The 20,351-nt window shown below is 69.7% G+C and carries 18 protein-coding genes; 9 read left to right on the forward strand and 9 right to left on the reverse strand.

Annotated elements, in window-relative coordinates:
* Positions 1-33: 33 nt before the first annotated feature.
* Both uriH and uriT read left to right on the forward strand, forming a co-directional pair.
* On the forward strand, positions 34-978 hold the full coding sequence (gene uriH, locus EEJ42_RS05265; protein WP_123098827.1) for a uridine-preferring nucleoside hydrolase UriH: 945 nt from the start codon (positions 34-36) through the stop codon (positions 976-978).
* Complete coding sequence (gene uriT / locus EEJ42_RS05270; RefSeq protein ID WP_123098828.1) at positions 975-2,453, forward strand: uridine transporter UriT; 1,479 nt, start codon at positions 975-977, stop codon at positions 2,451-2,453. The genes uriH and uriT overlap by 4 nt, the downstream gene beginning before the upstream one ends.
* Before the next feature lie 330 nt (positions 2,454-2,783).
* Here the strand turns inward: uriT and EEJ42_RS05275 are convergent, their stop codons facing one another.
* Positions 2,784-3,368 (reverse strand): TetR/AcrR family transcriptional regulator, encoded by a 585-nt coding sequence (locus EEJ42_RS05275; protein WP_123098829.1) that lies wholly within the window; start codon positions 3,366-3,368, stop codon positions 2,784-2,786.
* Between the two features lie 55 nt (positions 3,369-3,423).
* Between EEJ42_RS05275 and EEJ42_RS05280 the strand changes: the two genes are divergently transcribed.
* Complete coding sequence (locus EEJ42_RS05280; protein WP_123098830.1) at positions 3,424-4,251, forward strand: class I SAM-dependent methyltransferase; 828 nt, start codon at positions 3,424-3,426, stop codon at positions 4,249-4,251.
* A 29-nt stretch (positions 4,252-4,280) separates the two neighbouring features.
* On the opposite strand, the gene EEJ42_RS05285 is transcribed toward EEJ42_RS05280, so the two are convergent.
* Positions 4,281-4,817 carry a GNAT family N-acetyltransferase gene (locus tag EEJ42_RS05285; protein ID WP_342778245.1) on the reverse strand — a complete coding sequence of 179 codons (537 nt, stop codon included), beginning with the start codon at positions 4,815-4,817 and terminating at the stop codon, positions 4,281-4,283.
* 298 nt (positions 4,818-5,115) lie between these two features.
* Here EEJ42_RS05285 and EEJ42_RS05295 point away from each other — a divergent pair, with 298 nt between their 5' ends.
* On the forward strand, positions 5,116-5,763 hold the full coding sequence (locus tag EEJ42_RS05295; protein ID WP_184502946.1) for a DUF4097 family beta strand repeat-containing protein: 648 nt from the start codon (positions 5,116-5,118) through the stop codon (positions 5,761-5,763).
* Between the two features lie 70 nt (positions 5,764-5,833).
* Here the strand turns inward: EEJ42_RS05295 and EEJ42_RS05300 are convergent, their stop codons facing one another.
* Positions 5,834-8,860: a BTAD domain-containing putative transcriptional regulator gene (locus EEJ42_RS05300; protein WP_246096074.1), complete on the reverse strand. Its 3,027-nt coding sequence runs from the start codon at positions 8,858-8,860 to the stop codon at positions 5,834-5,836.
* Between the two features lie 645 nt (positions 8,861-9,505).
* Between EEJ42_RS05300 and EEJ42_RS05305 the strand changes: the two genes are divergently transcribed.
* Entirely contained in the window at positions 9,506-10,303 is a 798-nt protein-coding gene (locus EEJ42_RS05305; RefSeq protein ID WP_246096076.1) for an AfsR/SARP family transcriptional regulator, read from the forward strand.
* Positions 10,304-10,351: 48 nt separating this feature from the next.
* Here EEJ42_RS05305 and EEJ42_RS05310 read toward each other — a convergent pair whose 3' ends face one another.
* The 6 genes from EEJ42_RS05310 to EEJ42_RS05335 all read right to left on the reverse strand — a co-directional run bounded on the left by EEJ42_RS05310 (position 10,352) and on the right by EEJ42_RS05335 (position 16,422).
* A complete protein-coding gene (locus EEJ42_RS05310; protein ID WP_246096078.1) occupies positions 10,352-11,089 on the reverse strand; it encodes an SDR family NAD(P)-dependent oxidoreductase in 738 nt (245 codons plus the stop codon).
* Positions 11,090-11,222: 133 nt separating this feature from the next.
* Positions 11,223-12,455: a class I adenylate-forming enzyme family protein gene (locus EEJ42_RS05315; protein ID WP_123098832.1), complete on the reverse strand. Its 1,233-nt coding sequence runs from the start codon at positions 12,453-12,455 to the stop codon at positions 11,223-11,225.
* Between the two features lie 156 nt (positions 12,456-12,611).
* The gene (locus tag EEJ42_RS05320) at positions 12,612-13,163 is read right to left on the reverse strand and encodes a methylated-DNA--[protein]-cysteine S-methyltransferase (protein WP_123098833.1); all 552 of its coding nucleotides are present in this window, start codon (positions 13,161-13,163) and stop codon (positions 12,612-12,614) included.
* 46 nt (positions 13,164-13,209) lie between these two features.
* Positions 13,210-14,025, reverse strand: coding sequence for an MGMT family protein (locus EEJ42_RS05325; RefSeq protein ID WP_246096080.1), 816 nt, complete (start codon positions 14,023-14,025; stop codon positions 13,210-13,212).
* Entirely contained in the window at positions 14,022-14,609 is a 588-nt protein-coding gene (locus tag EEJ42_RS05330) for an RNA polymerase sigma factor (protein WP_123098834.1), read from the reverse strand. Before EEJ42_RS05330 ends, EEJ42_RS05325 begins: the two co-directional genes overlap by 4 nt.
* Positions 14,610-14,754: 145 nt before the next feature.
* Positions 14,755-16,422 (reverse strand): FAD-binding oxidoreductase, encoded by a 1,668-nt coding sequence (locus tag EEJ42_RS05335; RefSeq protein WP_123098835.1) that lies wholly within the window; start codon positions 16,420-16,422, stop codon positions 14,755-14,757.
* Positions 16,423-16,749: 327 nt separating this feature from the next.
* Here EEJ42_RS05335 and EEJ42_RS05340 point away from each other — a divergent pair, with 327 nt between their 5' ends.
* The 4 genes from EEJ42_RS05340 to EEJ42_RS05355 all read left to right on the forward strand — a co-directional run bounded on the left by EEJ42_RS05340 (position 16,750) and on the right by EEJ42_RS05355 (position 20,322).
* Entirely contained in the window at positions 16,750-18,213 is a 1,464-nt protein-coding gene (locus EEJ42_RS05340) for an MFS transporter (protein WP_184502947.1), read from the forward strand.
* Positions 18,214-18,295: 82 nt separating this feature from the next.
* Entirely contained in the window at positions 18,296-18,736 is a 441-nt protein-coding gene (locus tag EEJ42_RS05345) for a GlcG/HbpS family heme-binding protein (RefSeq protein ID WP_123098837.1), read from the forward strand.
* A 90-nt stretch (positions 18,737-18,826) separates the two neighbouring features.
* On the forward strand, positions 18,827-19,474 hold the full coding sequence (locus EEJ42_RS05350; RefSeq protein ID WP_246096086.1) for a cupin domain-containing protein: 648 nt from the start codon (positions 18,827-18,829) through the stop codon (positions 19,472-19,474).
* A 239-nt stretch (positions 19,475-19,713) separates the two neighbouring features.
* On the forward strand, positions 19,714-20,322 hold the full coding sequence (locus EEJ42_RS05355; RefSeq protein WP_246096087.1) for an O-methyltransferase: 609 nt from the start codon (positions 19,714-19,716) through the stop codon (positions 20,320-20,322).
* Positions 20,323-20,351 lie beyond the last annotated feature (29 nt).

Consider the following 20,351-nt stretch of genomic DNA (forward strand, 5'->3'; position numbering starts at 1 on the left):
CTCGACGTGCGACACGATTCCAGAGAGAACCCGATGAGAAAGATCATCCTCGACTGCGACCCCGGGCACGACGACGCGATCGCGATGCTCCTGGCGCACGGCAACCCCGACGTCGAACTGGTCGCCGTCACCACCGTCGTCGGCAACCAGACCCTGGAGAAGGTCACCCGCAACGCCCTCTCGGTCGCCCGCATCGCGAACATCACCGGCGTCCCCTTCGCCGCGGGCTGCGCCCGCCCCCTGGTGCGCACCGTCGAAACGGCCCACGGGATCCACGGCGAGAGCGGCATCGACGGCCCCGCGATGCCCGAGCCCACCCTGGCCCTGGACCCCCGGCACGCCGTCGACCTCATCATCGACACGGTGATGGCCCACGAGCCCGGCGAGATCACCCTCGTCCCCACCGCGGGCCTGACCAACATCGCCCTTGCCGTACGCAAGGAGCCCCGCATCGCCCAGCGCGTGCGCGAGGTCGTCCTGATGGGCGGCGGCTACCACACGGGCAACTGGAGCCCCGTCGCCGAGTTCAACATCAAGATCGACCCCGAGGCCGCCCACATCGTCTTCAACGAGAGCTGGCCGGTCACGATGGTCGGCCTCGACCTCACCCACCAGGCCCTCGCCACCCCGGAGGTCGTCGACCGCATCGCCCGCGTCGGCACCGCACCCGCCACGTTCGTCAACGAACTCCTGGAATTCTTCGGCGCCATGTACCTCATGGAGCAGGGTTTCGAGCACCCCCCGGTGCACGACCCGTGCGCCGTCGCGTACGTCATCGACCCCACCGTCATGACCGTGCGCAAGGCCCCGGTGGACATCGAACTCACCGGCACCCTCACCCTCGGCATGACCGTCACCGACCTCCGCGCGCCCGCACCCGACGACTGCCACACCCAGGTCGCGGTCACCCTCGACCACCAGCGCTTCTGGGACCTGATCGTGGACGCCCTCGAGCGGATCGGTGACGTACGCGCATGAACTCCTCCTCCCACTCCTCCCACTCCTCCACCGAACCGGTCCGCGCTCCGGCCGACACACCGGGTGGCACCCGCCCCGTCCGGATCTGGGTGCTGGTCACCGCGCTCCTGACGGCCTGCTTCGCCTTCCAGCTCAACGCGAGCATGCTCAGCCCCGCCCTGAAGAGCATCGAGAACTCCCTCGGGGCGACCTCGGCCGAAGTCGGCCTGACCCAGACCGCGTTCTTCACCTCGGCGGCCCTCTTCTCGCTCTTCCTGCCCCGCCTGGGCGACCTCGTCGGCCGCCGCCGGGTCCTGGCCGGAATGCTGGCGCTGATGGCCGTCGGCTGTGTGATGGCGGCGCTCGCCGGGAGCGTCCCCGTGCTCTTCGCGGGCCGCGTCATCCAGGGCGTATCCGGCCCCACCGTGCCGCTGTGCCTGATCATGCTGCGCAACGAGGTCCACGAGCCGAAGAAGTACGGCACCCTGCTCGGCGTCATCACCGCCGTCAACGGAGGCGTCGCCGGTGTCGACTCCCTCGCGGGCGGATACCTCGCCGACCACCACGGCTTCTCGTCCATCTTCTGGGCCATGGCCGCCGTCGCCGCGCTCGCCACCGTCCTGGTCGCCACCCTCACTCCGGAGTCGGTTGCCACCGAGGGCGCAGCGGCTGAAAGCCGCATGGACTGGCCCGGTGTCGCCCTCCTCGTCGTCTCGGTCGGAGCGGCCCTGATCGCCCTCAACGAGGCCGGGAAGCTCGCCGACGCCAACTGGTCGCTGGTCGTCGCCCTGTTCGTCGTCACCGCCGTCGCCTTCGTCCTCTTCTGGCGCACCGAGGACCGCAGCAGCCACCCCCTGGTGGCCACCCGCCACCTCAGGCAGCGCTCCACCTGGGCCCTGCTGCTGACCACCGTGCTCACCATGACCGGCGTGTTCGCCGTCATGAACGGCCTGATCCCCGCCTTCGCCCAGGACGCCCGGGCAGGTTTCGGCATGACCGCCGAACAGTCCGCCTGGTGGACCCTGATCCCGTACGCGCTCGCGGGCCTGGCCATGGGCCCGCTCGCCGGTCGCCTGGCCGCCACCCATGGCTACGGCCGCATCCTGCGCCTCGGCCTCATCGGCGCGGCCGCCACCCTCGCCCTGATGCTCCTCACCCTGCGCGCCGACTCCCGCCTGCTGCTCCTGGCGGCGTCGATCCTCATCGGCATCACCTACGCGGGCGTGGGCAACATCGTCCTCAACGGTCTCGGCATCGTCCTGTCCCCGAAGGAGAACCCCGGCTTCCTGCCGGGCCTGAACGCGGGCGCCTTCAACCTCGGCGCGGGCCTCAGCTTCGCCCTCGTCTACGCGGCACAGACCGCCGCCGAGCCCGCGGACAAGACGTCCACCACCGGCTACGGCGCGGGCATCATCACGGGAGCCGCACTCATCGCCGCCGCCTTCGCGACGTCCTTCCTCATCCCCAAGCCGGTGGAGGCGGAAGCCACGCCGTGACCCTCACGACGCGCCATCAGCTCGTGGTGAAGCGGGACGGGGCACGCCGACGGCGCGGGTGAAGGCCGCTCGCCGGAGCCCTGCCGGTCATCGGCGTGCCGCGGCGGCGCCCACCGCGTACGTCGGGCTGCCCACCGTAGTGGTGGCGGCGATGGTGCTGTCGGGCGTCTCACGGTGACCGCGGCGAGTGTGTCCGGCAGGGGCGGCAGGATTCGTGGGCCCGCGCCCCTCTGCCCGCCGTCGGGTGGCGGCGGTTCGCGGTCGAGTACACCGCCGTGCACGGCGAGAGAGCCCCGCGTCCCTGAACAGGTCAATTCGTCGCAGCGTCTCTTACTCGACCCCGGCGATGACCGTGGTCACGACCTTGCGGACGGCTCCGGCCTCCGGCGGGGTGCCGTGGCGGTCGGCGAAGAGCATGTGCGCGGCCCCGATCAGGGTGGGGGCGAGCGTGTCGACGTCGGCATCCGCGGTGACGCGGCCGCGTTCACGTTCGGCGGTGAGGTAGGAGGCGATCGCGGTCGCGGCGTCGGTCAGGATCGGGATGCCGGTGGGCCGGGCCCCGCGCAGCCGGGCGCGCAGCTCGTCCCGGGAGGTGACGAGGCTGACGATGGACACCGCGACCGGCCCGAACACGTCCATCAGCGTCTGGGTGAGGTTGTCGGCGACGGTGCCGGTTCCGGCGGACGTACGCAGGGCGGCGGCCCGGTCGTCGATCCGGGCGATGCGATCCAGCACGAGTTCGGCGAGGAAGGCGTCGAAGTCGGCGAAGTGCCGGTGCAGGACGCCCTTGGCGCAGCCCGCCTCCGTGGTGACCGCCCGACTGGTCAGGGCGCTCGGCCCGTCCCGGAGCAGGATGCGCTCGGCGGCATTGAACAGTTGGTCGCGCACATCGCGGATGGCTACTCCCGTGGGCACCGCGCAACTCCTTCTTCCCTTGACGAGTGGGCATGCGCCCACTCATAGTGGGCGCATGCCCACTTTACCGCCGGAGCGAGCCCCTCGCTCCGAACACGCGACCCATCAACACCGGCAGGTGGCGGAGTCGTTCGGCTCGGACGCCGAACGCTACGACCGGGCTCGGCCCCGCTACCCCCAGGCCCTGGTGGACCGGATCGTCGCCGCCGGCCCCGGCCCGGAGGTCCTCGACGTCGGCTGCGGCACCGGCATCGTGGCCCGGCAGTTCGCCGCGGCCGGTTCCCGGGTGCTGGGCGTCGAGGTCGACGCCCGGATGGCCGACCTGGCGCGCCGGCGCGGACTGGACGTCGAGGTGGCGGCGTTCGAAGACTGGGACCCAGCGGGCCGGAGCTTCGACGCCGTCGTCTCCGGACAGACCTGGCACTGGGTGGACCCGCTCGCCGGACCCGCCAAGGCGGCGCAGGCGCTGCGCCCCCAGGGCTTGCTGGCCCTGTTCTGGAACGCGGGCCAGCCCTCGCCCGAACTGACGGAAGCCTTCACCGATGTCTACCGCCGGGTGATCCCCGACTCGATCGCCGTCCGCCAATGGGCGGTGCCCGCCGCGGAGGGGTACACGGCACTGTGCGCCCGGACGGCCGACCGGCTACGGGAGGTGGGCGCGTTCACCGACCCCGAGCAGTGGCGGTTCGACTGGGAACAGTCCTACACGCGGGACGAGTGGCTGGACCAACTCCCCACCCAGGGCGCCTTCACCCGGCTCCCGCAGGCCAAGCTGGACGAGGTGCTGGCGGGGGTCGCCACGGTCATCGACGCAGCGGGAGGCGGCTTCACGATGCACTACGCCACCGTGGCAGTCGCCGCGACGCGCACCGATACCGCCTGACCCAGCTCCAGTACCGAGCGGCTGCTCCGTCAGCTACGGTGCTCCGTCACATAGACCGTCTGCGGCTCCCCGTATTCGACCATCTCGTAGTCCGCAGACAGACCGATCGCCTCCAGCAGGCGCCGAGAGCTCGTGTTCGCGCTCTGCGTCACCGCCACCACCGGGTTTCCGCCCGGCAGTTCCCGAGCCCACTGGACCGCGGCGGCAACCGCCTCCCGGGCCAGGCCGCGCCCCCACCACTCCGGGAGGAAGGTGTACGAGACCTCAGGGCCGCCCCGGGGCGAGCCCGGCTCGACGGTGACCAGCCCGATGCACGCCCCCGTGGCGTGGTCCTCGGTGGCGAACGCCCCGGGCACCCCGGGCAGATGGTGGCGCCGGAGAGCGATCTTCTCCTCGGGCACCGGGCCACCGAGGAACTGGCGAACCCGCTCGTCGCGCCACAGGCGCTCGATGGACGGCAGATCGTCTGCCGCCACCGGCCGCATTGTCAGGCGCGCGGTTTCCAGACGGGCGGGCCACCAAGGAGGTGCCTGCACAGCAGGGTTGGAGGTCACCCGGCACATCATCCCAGCCGACCCCGACGGGCTCGACGTTCCTTTCCGGGCGAGGGGCGCGGCCCGCTGGGCAGACTTACCGGCATGGCGACCTATGACACGCTCGGCGCGGCATACGCCCGGACACGACAACCCGATCGCCGGATCGCCGCGCAGATCCACGCCGCACTCGGGGACGTCACAGACGTGATCAACGTCGGCGCGGGCACCGGCTCGTACGAACCGCCGCAGACGGTCCTCGCGGTCGAGCCCAGCCACGGCGCGCGTCGACTTCGCGGAGGGCAAGCTCCAGGTCAAGGCTTCCCCGCAGATGTTGAACTGGCCCAGCGCGTCGCGCCGCACCGGTTCGGTCGACGTGCTGATCGAGCTTCCCGAGGGCTCCGATCTGCGCGGCAGTTCGTCCTCCGTCGTACTGCGCGGCGAAGGGCGGCTGGGCGAGTGCCGCTTCGAGGCGGCGCACGGCGACTTCCGGATCGACGAGGGCGGTCCGCTGCGGCTGTCCACGTCCCGGGGTGAGATCGCCGTGCCGCGCGCGGTGGGCCACGCCAGGATCGCCAACGGCTCCGGGGGCGTACGTGTCGACGAGGTCGACGGGTCCGCGCCGGTCGGCAACGACCACGGCGAGACCTGGATCGGTGACGCCACCGGCGAACTGCGCCTGACCGGGATGAACGGCGACTTCCACGTGGAGCGGGCGCACGGCAACGTCGTGGCCAAGACCGCCCACGGCGGCATCCGGCTCGGCGAGGTCGTGCGGGGCTCGGTCGTGGTCACGGCGGCCGGCGCCGAAATCGAGATCGGCATCCGGCAGGGCACCGCGGCCAAGCTCGATGTGTCCACCCTGACCGGCGGCGTCCGCAACGCGCTCAAGGTGGTCGACGGCCCGGGGGAGACCGACGAGATCGTCCACGTCAAGGTCCGTACCTACAGCGGTGACATCGTGATCCACCGTTCCTGAGCCGCATCGCCCCCGCAGGCCCGCCCCGGGGAAACCCGCAGACGAACGAGGGAAATATGGTGATAACCCATCAAAAGGTCGTGCTGGACGTCGAAGGTCTGCGCATGATTCGCGTCACGTCCGGGTGGGAGCGCGTCAGGAGCCCGCGTACGCCCGTGCTCGCCGCGAGCAGCCGCGCGGCCTGCTCGTGTTCGTCGCGGCGCAGCGCCAGGTCCGCGACCCCGATGAGCACGTGCGCGATCAGCGGCGCGTGTCCCGCCTCGGACGCCGCCTCGCAGGCCGCCGCGCGGTGCGCCCGGGCCTCGCCGAGGTCGTCGGCGAGGTAGCCGAGCGGGTCATGCGTCACCGCGCGGATGTCCGCCTGTCGCGCTTCGTCGCCCAACAGGGCTGTCACGATCCCGAGTTGCCGGTGCACCTCGTCGGCGTCGCCACCCCACCGGGCGAGTCCCGCCTTGGACAGGGCCAGCTCGGCCAGCGCGTCCGGCCAGGTGACCCGCTCCGCGCACCGCTGTGCCTCGACCATGGCGGCCGTGCTCGCGGCCTCGTCGCCCATCGGCCAGTAGAGCTGTACCTGCCACGACCGCATCCGGATGACGTCCTCGGCGGCACCGACCTCGGTGACGATCGCGATCGCCCGCTCGTAGTGCTCGCACGCACCGGCGAACTCGCCGCGCAGGGCGAGCAGGTTCGCCAGCTCGCCCAGGGCGAGCGAGATCCCGTACCGCTCGCCGAGCGCCCGGAACTCGGCGAGCGCCTTCTCCAGGTGCGCGCCCGCCTCCTGGCCGTCCTGCCCGTCCCGGCCGAGCACGATCCGCATCTTGCCCAGCTGCCACCGGGCCAGCGCGCGCACCCAGGGGTCCTCGTCGTCCAGCAGCGGTTCGAACGCGGACAGCGACGTGCCGGGCGCCCGGAGCATGCCGTCCAGCACGGCGACGAGCCTCAGCGCCGGGTGGCCGCGCCGGCTGCGCCGACCGAGCCGGTGCGCCTCGTGGATCCACTCCGCGGCCCGGCGCTCGTCGCTCAGCCCGGAGGTCACGAAACCCGCGATCAGCGCGTACGCCGTGGCCCGGACCTCGTCGGCCACCTCGCCGGGCGTCCTGGCGGCCGCGGTGAGCAGCTCGATGCCCTCGGTCCTGCGCCCGCCCAGCCACCAGTACCAGCCCGCGCCCACCGCGAGCCGCATCGCCGCCTGCGCCTCGCCCGCCGCGAGCGCGCCACGCATCGCCGCACCGATGTTGTCGTGCTCGGCCTCGACCCTGGCCAGCCACTCCAGTTGCTCGGCGCGGCGCAGATGCGGCTCCGCGGTCTCGGCCAGTTCGGTGAAGTGGGCGAGATGCGCGTGGCGCACCAGGTCCGCTTCCCCCGCCTCCGCGAGCCGGTGCCCGGCGTACTCCTGGATCATGCCGATCAGGCGGTAGCGCGGGGTGCTGCCGCCCTCGGCGAGCAGCAGAAACTTCTCGGTCAGCGCGGTGAGCAGTTCGGGTACCTGCTCCGGCTCGACCCCGTCGCCGACGCAGATCCGCTCGGCCGCCTCCAAACTCGCCCCGCCCGAGAACACCGAGAGCCTGCGCAGGACCCTCCGCTCGGCGTCGGTGAGCAGCTCCCAGCTCCAGTCGACCACCGCGCGCAGCGTCTTGTGCCGCGGCAACGCGGTGCGGCTGCCGCTGGTCAGCAGGCGGAACCGGTCGTCGAGGCGGCCTGCGAGCTGATCGAGGGACATCGTGCGCAGCCGTGCCGCGGCCAGTTCGATCGCCAGGGGCATCCCGTCCAGCGCCCGGCAGACGCGCGCCATCGTCGTACGGTCGTCAAGCGCGGGGTCCCGGCGCACCGCCCCGGCCCGGTCCCGCAGCAACTGGACGGCGGGGGAGGACTCGATCCCGTCCGGGCCCGCGTTCTCCTCCGGCAGGGCCAGCGGCTCGATCAGCCACAGCGCCTCCCCGGTGATGCCGAGCGGTTCCCGGCTCGTGGCCAGGATCCTCAGCCGTCGGCACTCCCCGAGGACCCGGTGGGCGAACTCCGCCGCGGCCTCGATCACATGCTCGCAGTTGTCGAGGATCAGCAGCGCCTCCCGCTCGCGGATCGCGGCGATGAGCCGGTCCGTCAGCTCCGCCTTCGGGGCCCCGCCCAGCAGGGCGTCCCGCAGGTCCAGCCCGGTGAGCGTCGCCTGCGCCACGTCGCCGCCCGCGCCGACGGCGGCGAGTTCCACCAGCCACGCCCCGTCCGGCAGGTCGCCGAGCAGCGTGCGCGCGGTCTCCGTGGCCAGCCGGGTCTTGCCCGAGCCGCCCGGCCCGATCACGGTGGTGAGCCGGTGCTCGGCGATGAGCCCGCGGACGGCGGCGACATCGGCGCCCCTGCCGACGAAGCTGGTCAGCTCGGCGCGCAGGTTGGTCTTGCGGCTCGCTTCCCTCTGCCGCGGTTCCTGCGCCAACTCGCCCCGCAGCAGCGCGATGTGCAACGCCGCCAGCTCCGGCGAGGGATCGACGCCCAGCGCGTCGGCCAGGGCCTCCTTCGCGCGCTGGTACACCAGCAGCGCCTCGCTGGCGCGACCGGCCGCGGCCAGGGCGCGCATCAGCGCGGCGACGAGCCGTTCCCGCAGCGGATGCGCGGCCGCCAGGTCGGTCAGCTCCGTGACCATCTCCGCCCCGCGCCCGAGGGCGACTTCCGCGTCGGCCCGCTCCTCCGTGGCCGTCAGGCGCAGCTCCTGGAGCCGGGCGATCGCGGCGTCGAACGCGGCGCTGTCCCGCAGCCCCACGTCCTGCATGGCCGCACCGCGCCACAGCCCGAGGGCCTCGCGCAGCAGCCGTGCGCGCCGGGAACACTCGTCGGTGCGGGCCCGGCCCGCGGTGACGAGGCGTTCGAACCGCACCGCGTCGACCGCGTCGGGCTCCACCGCCAGCCGGTAGCCGTCCGCCCGCCCCTCGACCACTCCGCCCGGCAGCGCCTTCCGCAGCCGGGACACCAGGCGCTGGAGGGCGTTCGTCGCATCGGCGGGCGGGTGCTCACCCCAGATCCAGTCGATGAGCGACGCCTTCGGGACCACATGACCCGGCTTGAGCGCGAGGGCGACCAGCAGTCCGCGCAGCCGCGCCCCCGGCACCTCGGCCGAGCCACCGTGGTACGCACCTCGAGTGGACCCAGCATCCCGATCTGCACCCGCTGATTTTCCCATGGCCGCCCGCCACGCTCCCGCGAACGTGAGGTGCACCACGTGCTCGAGACGGCCGGGCCGGTGACCCGGCGGCGCCGGTCGCGGTATCGGTATCCCGGCGTTCTTCGCGGACGCTGCGCGGATGATTTATCGGCGTCCGCAAGATCCCTCAGAAGGCCGTGCCGCGAGGCGTGCCGCGGGGGTTAACTAAGTGTTCCCCTACTTCTGGGAGAGGTAAGCTATGTGCTTTGTATTTGCTGGCTCTCCGGGAGGTAATATCGGGCAGCGGGCTTGGCTGAATTTTCGCTATTGACTCGATTCACCTCGCGGCATCCAAGAGTTCATCTATGGATTCCGTGCTCCCCTAAGCGGCTTCGCCCCGGCTATTGAGCCTGGTGGGAGGGGTTGTGTGGCCGGAAACCGATTCGCGTGTTTTTTATCTTAAAATGCGTTCCGGTGGTCATGATCGGCCACGTTAGTTGACACATGCACTTGGCGGTCGTACCGTCCCTTGCCAAGGGATATGAAGTGAATGCCTGCCCATGCAGGCCTCTGATAAAGCATTGCACTATATGCAACGGCAGGGGGAGCTGGATGGGGAATTCCAAGGGAAAGAGTGTGCAGGTTCTCGGCATGCTGCGTTTCGCCGACGACGGCGAGGTGGAGAGCCTGGCGTTGGCCCACAAGCCTCGCACCGTGCTGGCGATGTTGGTGGCTCACCCCGATCAGGTTGTGTCGCTTCCGTCGCTCGTTCGTGAATTATGGGGTGATCGCCCTCCGGCCAGTGCCCTCAGGGTCGTCCAGACCTACATCCTCCAGGCACGGAAGGCTCTCAGTCAGGCCACCCGGCTCCCCATCAAGGTCATCATCGAGGAAGCCCTCACGACGCATGCCGGTGGCTACATGTTCAGTGAGTCGTTCGCCCGACTCGACTACCGGATTTATCAAGGGCTTGTCGACTCGGGGCGCAAAGCGTTGGCCAATGGCGATCTTTCCGCCGGGGTCAGTCATCTGGGCGATGCGTTGGGGATCTGGCGAGGGTCGGCGTTCGCTGATGTCGTCGTCGGAAGGATGCTGGAATCCCGGCGGCGGCAGTACGAGGAGTCCCGGCTGGGGGCCTTGGAAACGCTCGCCGAAGCGAAGATCGAGATTGGGCGCCACTTGGAGGTCACCGCCGACCTCGCCGCCCTTACCGCCGAGTATCCCTATCATGAAGGGTTGCACTCACAATATATGCGCGCCTTGGAGAAGGCCGGGCGCCGGGCGCAGGCACTCGAAGTGTTCCATCGCCTGCGGGTCGGTCTTGTGTCCGAGCTGGGTATCGAGCCCGGCCATACGATTAGCCGCCTGCAATACAGCATTCTCAACTCCTCTCCTGTCAACGGCATCTGACGTGCCCGGATGGGCCCGGTCGTTTGATCGTCCGTCGATCCGGCTCATTTACACGACGGTGTATCCGCCGTCCACGGCGAAGATGGCACCCGTCGCATAACTGGCCAGTGGGTCCGTGAAGTTCAGGATCCACCACGCGATCTCCTCCGCCGTGCCCAACCGGCCCATCGGTATCTGCTCCTGGGTCTGGTGGACGGTCATCACCGCTTGATCGTCAAGCGCGTTGTTCTCCAGGATCGGCGTCTCGATCGGCCCCGGAGCCACGGACACCACCCGGATGCAGCTCCGGGCCAATTCGTTTGCCCAGGAGCGGGTGAAGAAGTCGAGCGCCGCCTTGGTCGCGCCATACACGGACAAGCCCGGCCAACCATGCTGGCCGATGGCCGCGCTGATGTTCACCACGGTCCCTTCCGCACGCTCCAGGCAGGGCAGCGCGGCCTGGGTGATCAGCAGAGGGGCCCGGAGGTTCACGGCGATGAAGTGGTCGAACTCCGATGGAGTGATCATGCCGAGGTGGGTCGGCCGGAAGACGCTGGCGCTGTTGACCAGGATGTCGATGCCACCGAAGGCCGCCACTGCCTGCGCGGTGATCGCCTGAGGGGCGTCCAGTTCGCTGATGTCCGCCGCCACCGGTGTGATCGACGGCCGCCCCTTCGCGGTGGCCTCCAGCTTTTCGAGTGTCCTTCCCACGGCCAGCACATTCGCCCCGTGGTCAGCGAAAGCGCGCGCCGTGGCACGACCGATCCCGCTGCCGGCCCCCGTGATGACAACGGTCTTGCCGGTCAAGGTGGACTCCATCGAAAAGCTCTCCCTGGATGCATCGGCAATGTGCTGTACACACTATGAACACCGTATGCTCCCAGGAAGTTGCACACCGTTAAGTGCGGCTTTGTGTGGAAGTGCCCGCGAGTCGCACCCGTCAGCCCACGGGTTGACCATCCCGCTCGAAGTGCCGGACCAGGGTGCGGTCGGCGAGCAGGATCTGGTCGAGACCGCGAGTGAGCGCACGCCGGTCGGCCAGGGGGTCGAAACGGCCGAGGACACGCAGCGCTCCGCTCGCCGGATCCTGCTCCACCAGGTCACGGGTCCGCAGCCAGCCGGCCCGGGTGTGTTCACCGTCGGGAAGGAAGCGGCCGGGAGGCCCCGCCTGCGGCAGATACGGAGAGCGGTCGAGGCGCACCTGCAACTCCCCGTCCACCAGCCGCAGCTGGAGGCCGGGCACCGGCATCCCGACGGTGTCGGGCCCGTACCAGCCGGTGGGGTCCGTGGCGATGATCCCGGTTTCCGTGGTGCCGTAGGCCTGCCCGATCCGCACCCGATGACGCTCGGCGAAGCGGGTGTACACCCGGTGGGCCATCTGCTCACCGCCGGATATCGCCAGCCGGAGCCGAGGGATTCGCACGGGACGGTCGATCTGGGCCAGAGCGGCGAAGTGCTGGGGGGATCCGATGATGGTGTCGGCCCCCGACCGGATCGCCGTACGGAGCACGGTACGGCGGCCCGAATTGGGGGACAGCAGGACCGTGCTGCGGGTGCTCGTCGCGTACAGCACGCCGCCGACCAGACTGAAGGAGTGCGCGAGCGGACCGAGGACCAGGACCCGGGATCCGGGCTCGGGCATACCGCCGACCGTCTTGAACCGCTCCAGTTCGGTCAGCAGCGACTCGGGTGTCCGGCCGATGGCCTTGGCGAACCCGGTGCTCCCGGAAGTGAACTGGACCAAGCAGTGATCGGTGGCGGCGGGACGGCCTCTGAGGAGGCGGCGGACGAAGACCTCGCACTCATCGTGGAAGGTCTCCTTGCCGTGGCCCGGCGCGTCGAAGGAGACATGGAACTGGGGCCGGCACCAGTCCAGCTGGCGGCCCAGCTCCTTGCCGCGCACATGCGGCCCGATGAGCATGACCTGGGCGCCGCAGGACCACAGGGCGAACAGGGCCCATAGCTGGCTGAAGCTATGGGCACCCTGGAGGGCGACGGTGTGTCCGGAACGGATCCCATAGGCGTCGAAGAGCCGCCGCATCTGGGCGACCTGGGTTCGTAATGTGTGATAGGTGACGCCGTGACCGGCTTGGGCCCAGAGGGCTCTGCCCGGTGGTGAGCCCAGCAGATCGGCACCCCACCAGTCGGGCTCCGGGTCCACATATGCAGCCATGACGGGTTCCCCTTCCCGCTCCACCGCTCGGCGCCGGAGAGGACCTCATGCGCCGTCCCTGGGAAAACACCGGACAGCCGCCGAAGGTTGCATCGGAGGTGCAGCGGAGGGGAACCGGTGCGCGGCGGAAGCGATCGGCGACCGCGGAGCTCCCGGTCAGGCGGCCGCTTCCGTCGCGAGCAGGTATTGCTTGGCGGCGACCCCACCGGCGTATCCGGTCAGCGAACCCTTCGCTCCGACGATGCGATGGCAGGGCAGCACGACGCACAGCGGATTGGAGCCGAGCGCCATCCCCACCGCCCGCGCGGCGCGCGGGCGGTCCAGCGCGGCGGCCAGCTCGCCGTAGGTGGCGGTGCGGCCGTAGGGCACGAACGACTCCAGCGCCAGCACCGTCTGCGCGGTGAACGCGGAGGCGAGCGAGAGGTCCAGGGGAACGGAGAACGAACGGATCTTCCCGGCCAGATACGCGGCGAGCTGATCCCGCGCCTCGGTCAGCACGGCCAACTGGCCGGGCGTGGCGTCGGCCTCCGTCCGGAACTCCACCCCGCTGCCGACCGCCCGGGTGGCGCGTCGGCGCACGGCCTCCGCGGTGTCGTACGCGCAGGCGAGCAAAGCCTCGTTCGTGGCCGCGAGGACCAGCCGGCCACACGGGGTCGACTCCTCCGCGAGCGCCACGGACGTCACCGCGGCACGGCCTTCGGACTGCATGGATCTTCCTCCTTCTCCGCTTTTCCGCCTTTTCCGCGCCGGAGACTCAGACCGTGGCGGGACGACAGCTCTTGCAGGCACGGTAGCCCGCCTGCCGAGCATCCCCGGCGGTACGGAACGGAACCTGGTGCGGCCGGGTGATCCGGCGGGCGTGCGCACAGGTCGGATGGCAGTAGATCCGCGTGGTGTCGCTGCCGAGGAAGACGGCCCCGCGCAGGGTCAGCTCCTCCAGCCGGTGCATGTCGATGCCCTCCGCGCTCCGCAGGGCGTCCCCGACGCGCTCCGCATAGGCGGCGTCGCAGGGCGCTCCGCCCTCATAGGTGACGCGGTGGCAGGGGATCAGCACTGGCACCGGATTCTTGGCCAGAGCCTCGACGATCGGCCTGGTGGCGGAGGGCAGCGACGCCTCTCGCGCGAGCCAGGTGATCGGCCGCAGCTGGCCGGAGGGGATCGACCGCACCGCGTGGAGCACGGCGCGCTCCAGGTCGGTCAGATCTCCCAGGTCGATCGGCAGCCGCTTCGCCCGGCCCGTGCGCAAGGCGGGGCGCAGCCCGGGGAAGGGCGCCGAGGCGCGGATGGCGGTCCGGCCGGTGCGGGCGTGATGCAACCGCTCGAACTCGTCCGCGTCGGCCACCATTGTGTCGACGGCCGAGCCGGTCACCGCGTCCGGGCTGTAGGCCACGAAGAGGCCGCCGGCCGCGCTGTCAAGATGGCTGTAGGTGTCGTAGCGCTCTCGCGGAATTCCTACGCGCTGAAGTACCCTCAGGGCGAAGTCCGCCGGGGCAGGGGCCGCGAGATCGGACAAGGCGTGCTCCAACTGTCCCTCCGCGGGCCGCTCTTCCTCATCATTCCGGTAGTTCATCTGGTCACCTCCCCCAACACCGCCGCCTCGGGTGTCAAGATCTCACGTAGTGTGCCGATCCCTCTTGATACTTGTGCCTTGACGGTACCCACGGGGCAGCCCTGGGCTTCGGCCATGTCGCTGTAACTCATCCCTATGACATGGCGCATCACCACCGCGACGCGGTGCTTCTCGGGCAGCTCGGTGAGCGCCTTGACCAGAACCGTACGGTCGGCGGACGTCGCCGCCCGCTCCTCCGGTCCCGGACTCTCGTCCGGCCAGCTGCCGCAGGCGTCCTCCGCACGGGTGGCCGAGACCGGGTGACGGACGCTGGTACGCACATGATTGCGCCAGACGTTCGCCGCGATGGTCATCAGCCAGGCCCGGGGTTTCAGCTTGCGCCGGCGCTCCGGCGAGTAGGTCTGGAGCGCCGAATAGGCGCGTAAGAAGGTGTCCTGGCCCAGGTCGTCCGCCTCGGCGGCCGATCCCGAGACCCGGAACAGAAAGGCACGCACCGCCGAGGCGTGGACCCGGACCAGCTCTGTGAAGCCGTCATCCAGATCTGACGCCAGGCGCTCGGTCAGCTGCTCCGCCATATCGTCCATCAGCTACAGAAACACCGGGACTTCAGCAATGGTTGCACAGCCCGCGCCCTGGCGCCCGGGAGCGGGGCCGGACCGGTATGCCGAAGCACCGCACCGGCCGCCGGAATCGGCGGCCGGTGCGGTGTCAGCGCAGCGTGCGTACCCGTCAGTCGGGCAGCCCTACCGACTGGCTGTGCCGGAAGACGTTCCGCGGGTCGTACTTCTTCTTGACGGCCTGGAGCTTCGGGTAGTTCTCCTTGTAGTAGAGGTCGTGCCACGGCACCTTCGACGTGTTGTACTTCGGGTCGCCGAGGTCGATGTCCGGATAGTTGACGTAGCAGCCGTCGGTGACCTCGTTCGGCACCGGCACGCCGCCGGTCTCGGCGTAGACCTCCTGGTAGCACTCCCGTATCCAGGCCAGCGACTTGGCCTCGTCGGCCGCGTCCGTCCAGTACAGCATCCACGACATCTTGAACGCCGAGCTGCGGTGCGAGGAGGCCGTCGCGTCCTGGGCGACCGCGTTGACCTGGCCGCCGAAGGAGCTCAGCTGTACCGAGGCGGTGGGGTTGTCGATGGCGTCGCTGGTCAGATGCTTGTAGAGCGCGTCGAGATGCGAGTCGGGGAAGTTCGCCCGCATATAGGCGGACTTGAAGTCTCCCTTCAGTGTCGGGTCGTTGAGGGTCAGGGTCGAGGTGCCGAGGTAGCGGGTCGCCTGGAGCCACGGCATGCGGCGCGGCTTCACCAGCTCGGGCATGGCGGCCAGCTCACCCGTCCTGGTGGTGGCCGCCTCGTGCGCGACGGAGACGCCCTTGCTGATGGCGGCCACGAAGTCCGCCAGCATCTGCTCGGCGTTCGGCACGGTGGCGTCCATCTGGGTGATCATCCCGATGGCGCCGTTCGACCGGTGGTTCAGCCCCAGGTAGCTGCACATTCCGGCGTACGGGTCGCCCGGAGCGCTGTGCTCGACGTGCCAGGCGCCGTAGTTCTTCACCAGGGTGTCGAAGTCCTTGCGGGAGAGCGAGCTCCACGGCCAGGAAACGGCGTTGATGAGCACCTCGGCCGGAGGGCGGGGGAGCAGGGCCGACGGCTCGGAGCCCTTGGCGTCCGGGCTGCGGAACCAGTAGCGCGTGACGATGCCGAAGTTGCCGCCGCCCCCGCCGGTGTGCGCCCACCACAGGTCGCGGTTCGGGTCCGACTCCTCCCGCGTGGCGACGACCGCCCGGGCGGTGCCCGAAGCGTCCACGACGACCACCTCGACCGCGTACAGATGGTCCACGACAAGGCCCAGCAGACGGCACAACATCCCCCAGCCGCCGCCGCTGACGTGGCCGCCCGCGCCGACCTGGTGGCAGATGCCCGCGGGGATGACGACGCCCCAGCGGCGGTAGAGCCCTTCGTAGACGTCGAGCAGCTGGCACCCCGACTCGACCATGAACGCCTTGCGCTCGGCGTCGAAGGCGACCTGGCGCATCTCCGACAGGTCGACCACGACCTTCGCGTCCGGGTGGTAGACGAAGTCCTCGAAACAGTGCCCGCCGCTGCGCACCGCGAGGCGCTTGCCCTCCTTCACTGCCTGCTGGGTGACCTTCACCACCTGGTCGGTCGTGGTGACCAGATGCACCTTCTCGGGCTTGCCTATGTACCGCTGGTTCCAGCCTCTGACCACGTCAGCGTAGTTCCGGTCGCCGGGTGTGATCGCGACGGCGTCCCCCGCCGCCGCGGCGCGCGTCGTGGCGTCCCGCGTCGTGGCGGCCGCCGCGGTACCGGCCGTGCCGCCGAGCAGCATTCCTCCTCCAACGGAGGCGCCCCCGTAAAGGAAACGTCGCCGTTCCATCCCGCCTCTGCTGTCTGTCATCACATGGCCTCTCTGGCCGTCGTCGTGGAGGCTGCGAGCCGGTTCCGGCGCAGCGCGCGACGGCCGCGGGCGACGCTACTTGCCGCTCGACGGGCCCCTCACCCGGAATATTGCTCCGCAATTCGCGGGCGGAAGCCGTCGACCACTCGGCTTCCGCGGCGATGCAACCCCCTGGCGCTCGACGGTGTTTCTCCTCCCGTCGGCTCGATCACGGGCCGCGCCGTGGGCCGATGTCCGGCCCTCGAGACGCCACAGCGGCGCGGTGCGAGCCGACGGACGCGAGAGTCATCAGAGGAGAGGAAAGCCATGACCGAGCTCGATGCCATCAGTGAGGCGCGGGACAAACCCGCAGAGGATCGGATGACGCCCCGGCACCGGCTGATCCTGGTTCTCCTGCTCGGTGCCCAGTTCATGCTCGCGGTCGACTTCTCCGTGCTGAACATCGCCGTGCCGACCATCGGGTCCGACCTCGGCTTCGAGCTGAGCACCCTTCAGTGGATCGTCACCGGCTTCATGCTGCCCGCCGCGGGCTTCACGCTGCTGTTCGGCCGCATCGCCGACCTCTTCGGCCGGCGGAACCTCTTCCTGGTGGGCATGCTCATCCTCGGTGTCGCGTCGCTGGTCGGCGGCCTCGCCCAGTCGCCCGGCATGCTTCTGGCCGGCCGCATCGGGCAGGGTCTCGCCACGGCCATGGCGACACCCGCCGCGATGTCGCTGCTCACCACGTCCTTCCCCGAAGGCCCCCTCCGCCAGCGCGCCCTGGGGCTCAACGGCACCCTTCTCACCGGCGGCTTCGCGCTCGGTTCGGTGCTCGGCGGGGTGCTGACCGAGCTGCTGAGCTGGCGCTGGGCGTTCCTGATCAACCTGCCGGTCGTGGTGCTCATCCTGGCGTTCGCTCCGCGTGTCCTGAGCGACAGCAGTGAGCGGACCCGCAGCCGCCTCGACGTTCCCGGGGCGGTCACGGTCACCGGCGGTCTGGTCAGCCTGGTCTACGGCATCTCCGCGACCGAGCAGAGCGGCTGGGGCGACCCCGTCGTCATCGGCTGCCTGATCCTCGCCGCGGCGCTGCTGGTCGCCTTCTGGTTCATCGAGCTGCGCAGCTCCAACCCGCTGGCGCCGGTCAGCGTGCTCAAGCGGCCCACCGTGCGCTGGGGCAACTTCGCCGGGCTCCTCGTCGTCAGCATGCCCAGCGCGGTGGTCTTCCAGATGACGCTCTACCTCCAGGACGTGCTCGACTACAAGCCGCTCGCCTCGGGGCTGGCGTTCGGTGGGTCCAGCATCGCGGCCATCGCGGGCGGCCTCCTCGCCCCCAAGGTGATCGGCGCCATCGGCAGCAAGCGCACCCTCGTCACCGCCCTCACGGTCCAGGGACTCGGCCTCCTGGGGCTGCTCACCGTGGACGAGGGCGACGCCGGGATCTACATCGTCCTCATCGCCGTCGCGGTCGCCTTCTTCGGCCACGCCATGGGTCTCGTCTCCTACACGGTCATCGCCACCTCCGGCCTGCCCAATGAGGAGCAGGGCCTGGCGACCGGTCTGAGCACGATGAGCCAGCAGATCGCCCTCACGCTGGGCACCCCGGTGCTGGCAGCCGTCGCGGTCTTCGGCGCCGACGCGACCGAGGGCGTGGAGGCGAGCATCGCCGACACCCTCGACGGCATGCACCTGGCGGTGCTCGTGGGCGCGGTGGCGAGCCTCGCGGTCGCTGCTCTCGTGGCCGCCTTCTTCCGCTCCGGTGCTGCGGCCCGGAGCGAGGAGTCGACCGCCTGAGCCCGGCTCCCGCGCCGCCCGCTCCGTTCTTTCTTCCCTGTTGTCCCCTCCGGCTCCGGCCGGTCCTACGAAAGGCACACCCATGACCACTGTCGAGCAGCTCGGCGCCACCGTCACCGAGACCCGCACGATCACTCTGGCCGGCGCCCAGCAGGGCATCACCGCGGCGCTGCGCAAGGCCGAGGAGCTCGGCGCTCGGGTGGCGATCGTCGTCCTCGACGCCGGCGGCCACGTCCAGGCGCTCGCGCGCATGGACGGTGCCCCGGCCGTGGCCACCAGCGTCGCGCAGAACAAGGCGAGCACCGCGCTCGTCGTCCGTACGCCCACCAATGAATTCGCGGAGGCCATCAAGCAGGATGCGGTCCTGGTGAGCAGCCTTGCCAGCCAGCCCGGTATGGCGCTGTTCTCCGGTGGTCTGCCGCTGATTTCCGACGGCACGCCGGTCGGTTCCATCGGCGTCAGCGGCGGAATGGGGGACGAGGACCTGAACGTCGCTCAGGCGGGAGCTGCGGCCATCGTCTGACCGGACGGTGGTGGTGAATGCGAGGGCAAGAATGTGAGTGCGTGCCCAGGGCCTTGGCGCGCAGGCTGTAGTCACGTTGCGAGAAGCGTCGTGGACGAAGGAGAGATTCCGGTGAACGTCAGCCCTGGAGAGGTCTACGAGAACCCCCGTTGCGGCGAGCGGATCGTGGTCCGCACGCCGGCCTCGGAAACCGGGGGCAAGCGCTCGGTGATGGATCTGTATGTCGAACCCGGCGGCTTTGCCGCGGGCGAGCACATTCATCCGGTCAGTCATGAACGCTTCACCCTCGTGCGCGGAAAGCTCGCAGTCATCCAGGGCGGCCGTAAGACGGTGCTCGACAAGGTGGGACAGAGCATTCTGATCCAGCCGGGAATCGAGCACCGTTGGTGGAACCCGACGGGTGACAAGACCTACGCCATATGCGAGGTCATCGGAAACGGGACGCGCTTCGAGCAGATGGTCATGCGTCAGCTCTTCTGCCTGGCGGTGGACGGAAAGACGAACGCCGAGGGGATGCCCAAGCTGCTCCAGCGGGCGGTGACTTCCCTGGAGTTCCAGGATGTGCTGCGGTTCGTCAAGCCGTCCTGGAAGCGGCAGCGCATTCTCTACGAGATCCTCGCACCGGTCGCCCGTCGCCTGGGGTACGTGGGGTGCAATCCCGAGTACATGAACCGCAAGCCGTCCGAGATTGCGGTTCTGGAGGATCTCCCCGACGAGGTGCTGGCCTGGCACTACTGACCTGGCACCTCTGACCTGGCACCTTTGACCTGGAGTATCCCGGGCTGAATCGGCCGCTCGCAGGCCCGGGAAAGGCAGCACAGACCACTCTGTGGTTTGTGCTGCCTTTTTTATGCCCCGAGATAAGCGAAACCCTTAATTCCACTTTTCTAGACAGTTATTAGACGGCCTCTAGTGCCGCCTCTGGAAGACTTCTTGGCATGAGACCAACGACGGTATCTGAGCGCTTGTATTCGTACATGGTCGAAAACAGCGTCCCGGTCGATGAGCCGCAGCGGAATCTCATTCAGCGGACCACCGGAGTCGGTGAACGGTCACGGATGCAGATCGGCACTCCGCAGGGCACGTTCTTCACCTTTCTCACGCAGACCATGCAGGCGCGGAATGCGATCGAGGTGGGGACCTTCACCGGGTACTCGGCCCTGTGTATCGCCAAGGGCCTGCCGGTCGACGGCCATCTCCTCACCTGTGATGTGAGCGAGGAATGGACCAGCCTCGGCAGGGCGGCGTGGAAAGAGGCGGGTGTCGACGACAAAATCGAACTCCGCCTCGGCCCGGCCCTGGAGACGCTGCGTTCCCTGCCGGCCGATCCGGTCGTGGACCTGGCCTTCATCGACGCGGACAAGCAGAGCTACATCGCCTACTACGAGGAATTGGTGCCGCGCATGCGTCCCGGCGGCGTCATCCTCGTCGACAACGTCTTCTGGTTCGGAACAGTCGTCGACGACCGGGACGGAGAGGGCGCCACGATGCACGCCTTCAACGCCCATGTGGCGGCGGACGCGCGCGTCGAGGCCGTCATTCTGTCGATCGGCGACGGATTGACGATGGTCCGCAAAAGGACCTGACGCCCACACATCGGCAGCACAAGGGAGTG

It is taken from the genome of Streptomyces botrytidirepellens, from assembly GCF_003721215.1.
Classification (GTDB): Bacteria; Actinomycetota; Actinomycetes; order Streptomycetales; family Streptomycetaceae; genus Streptomyces; species Streptomyces himastatinicus.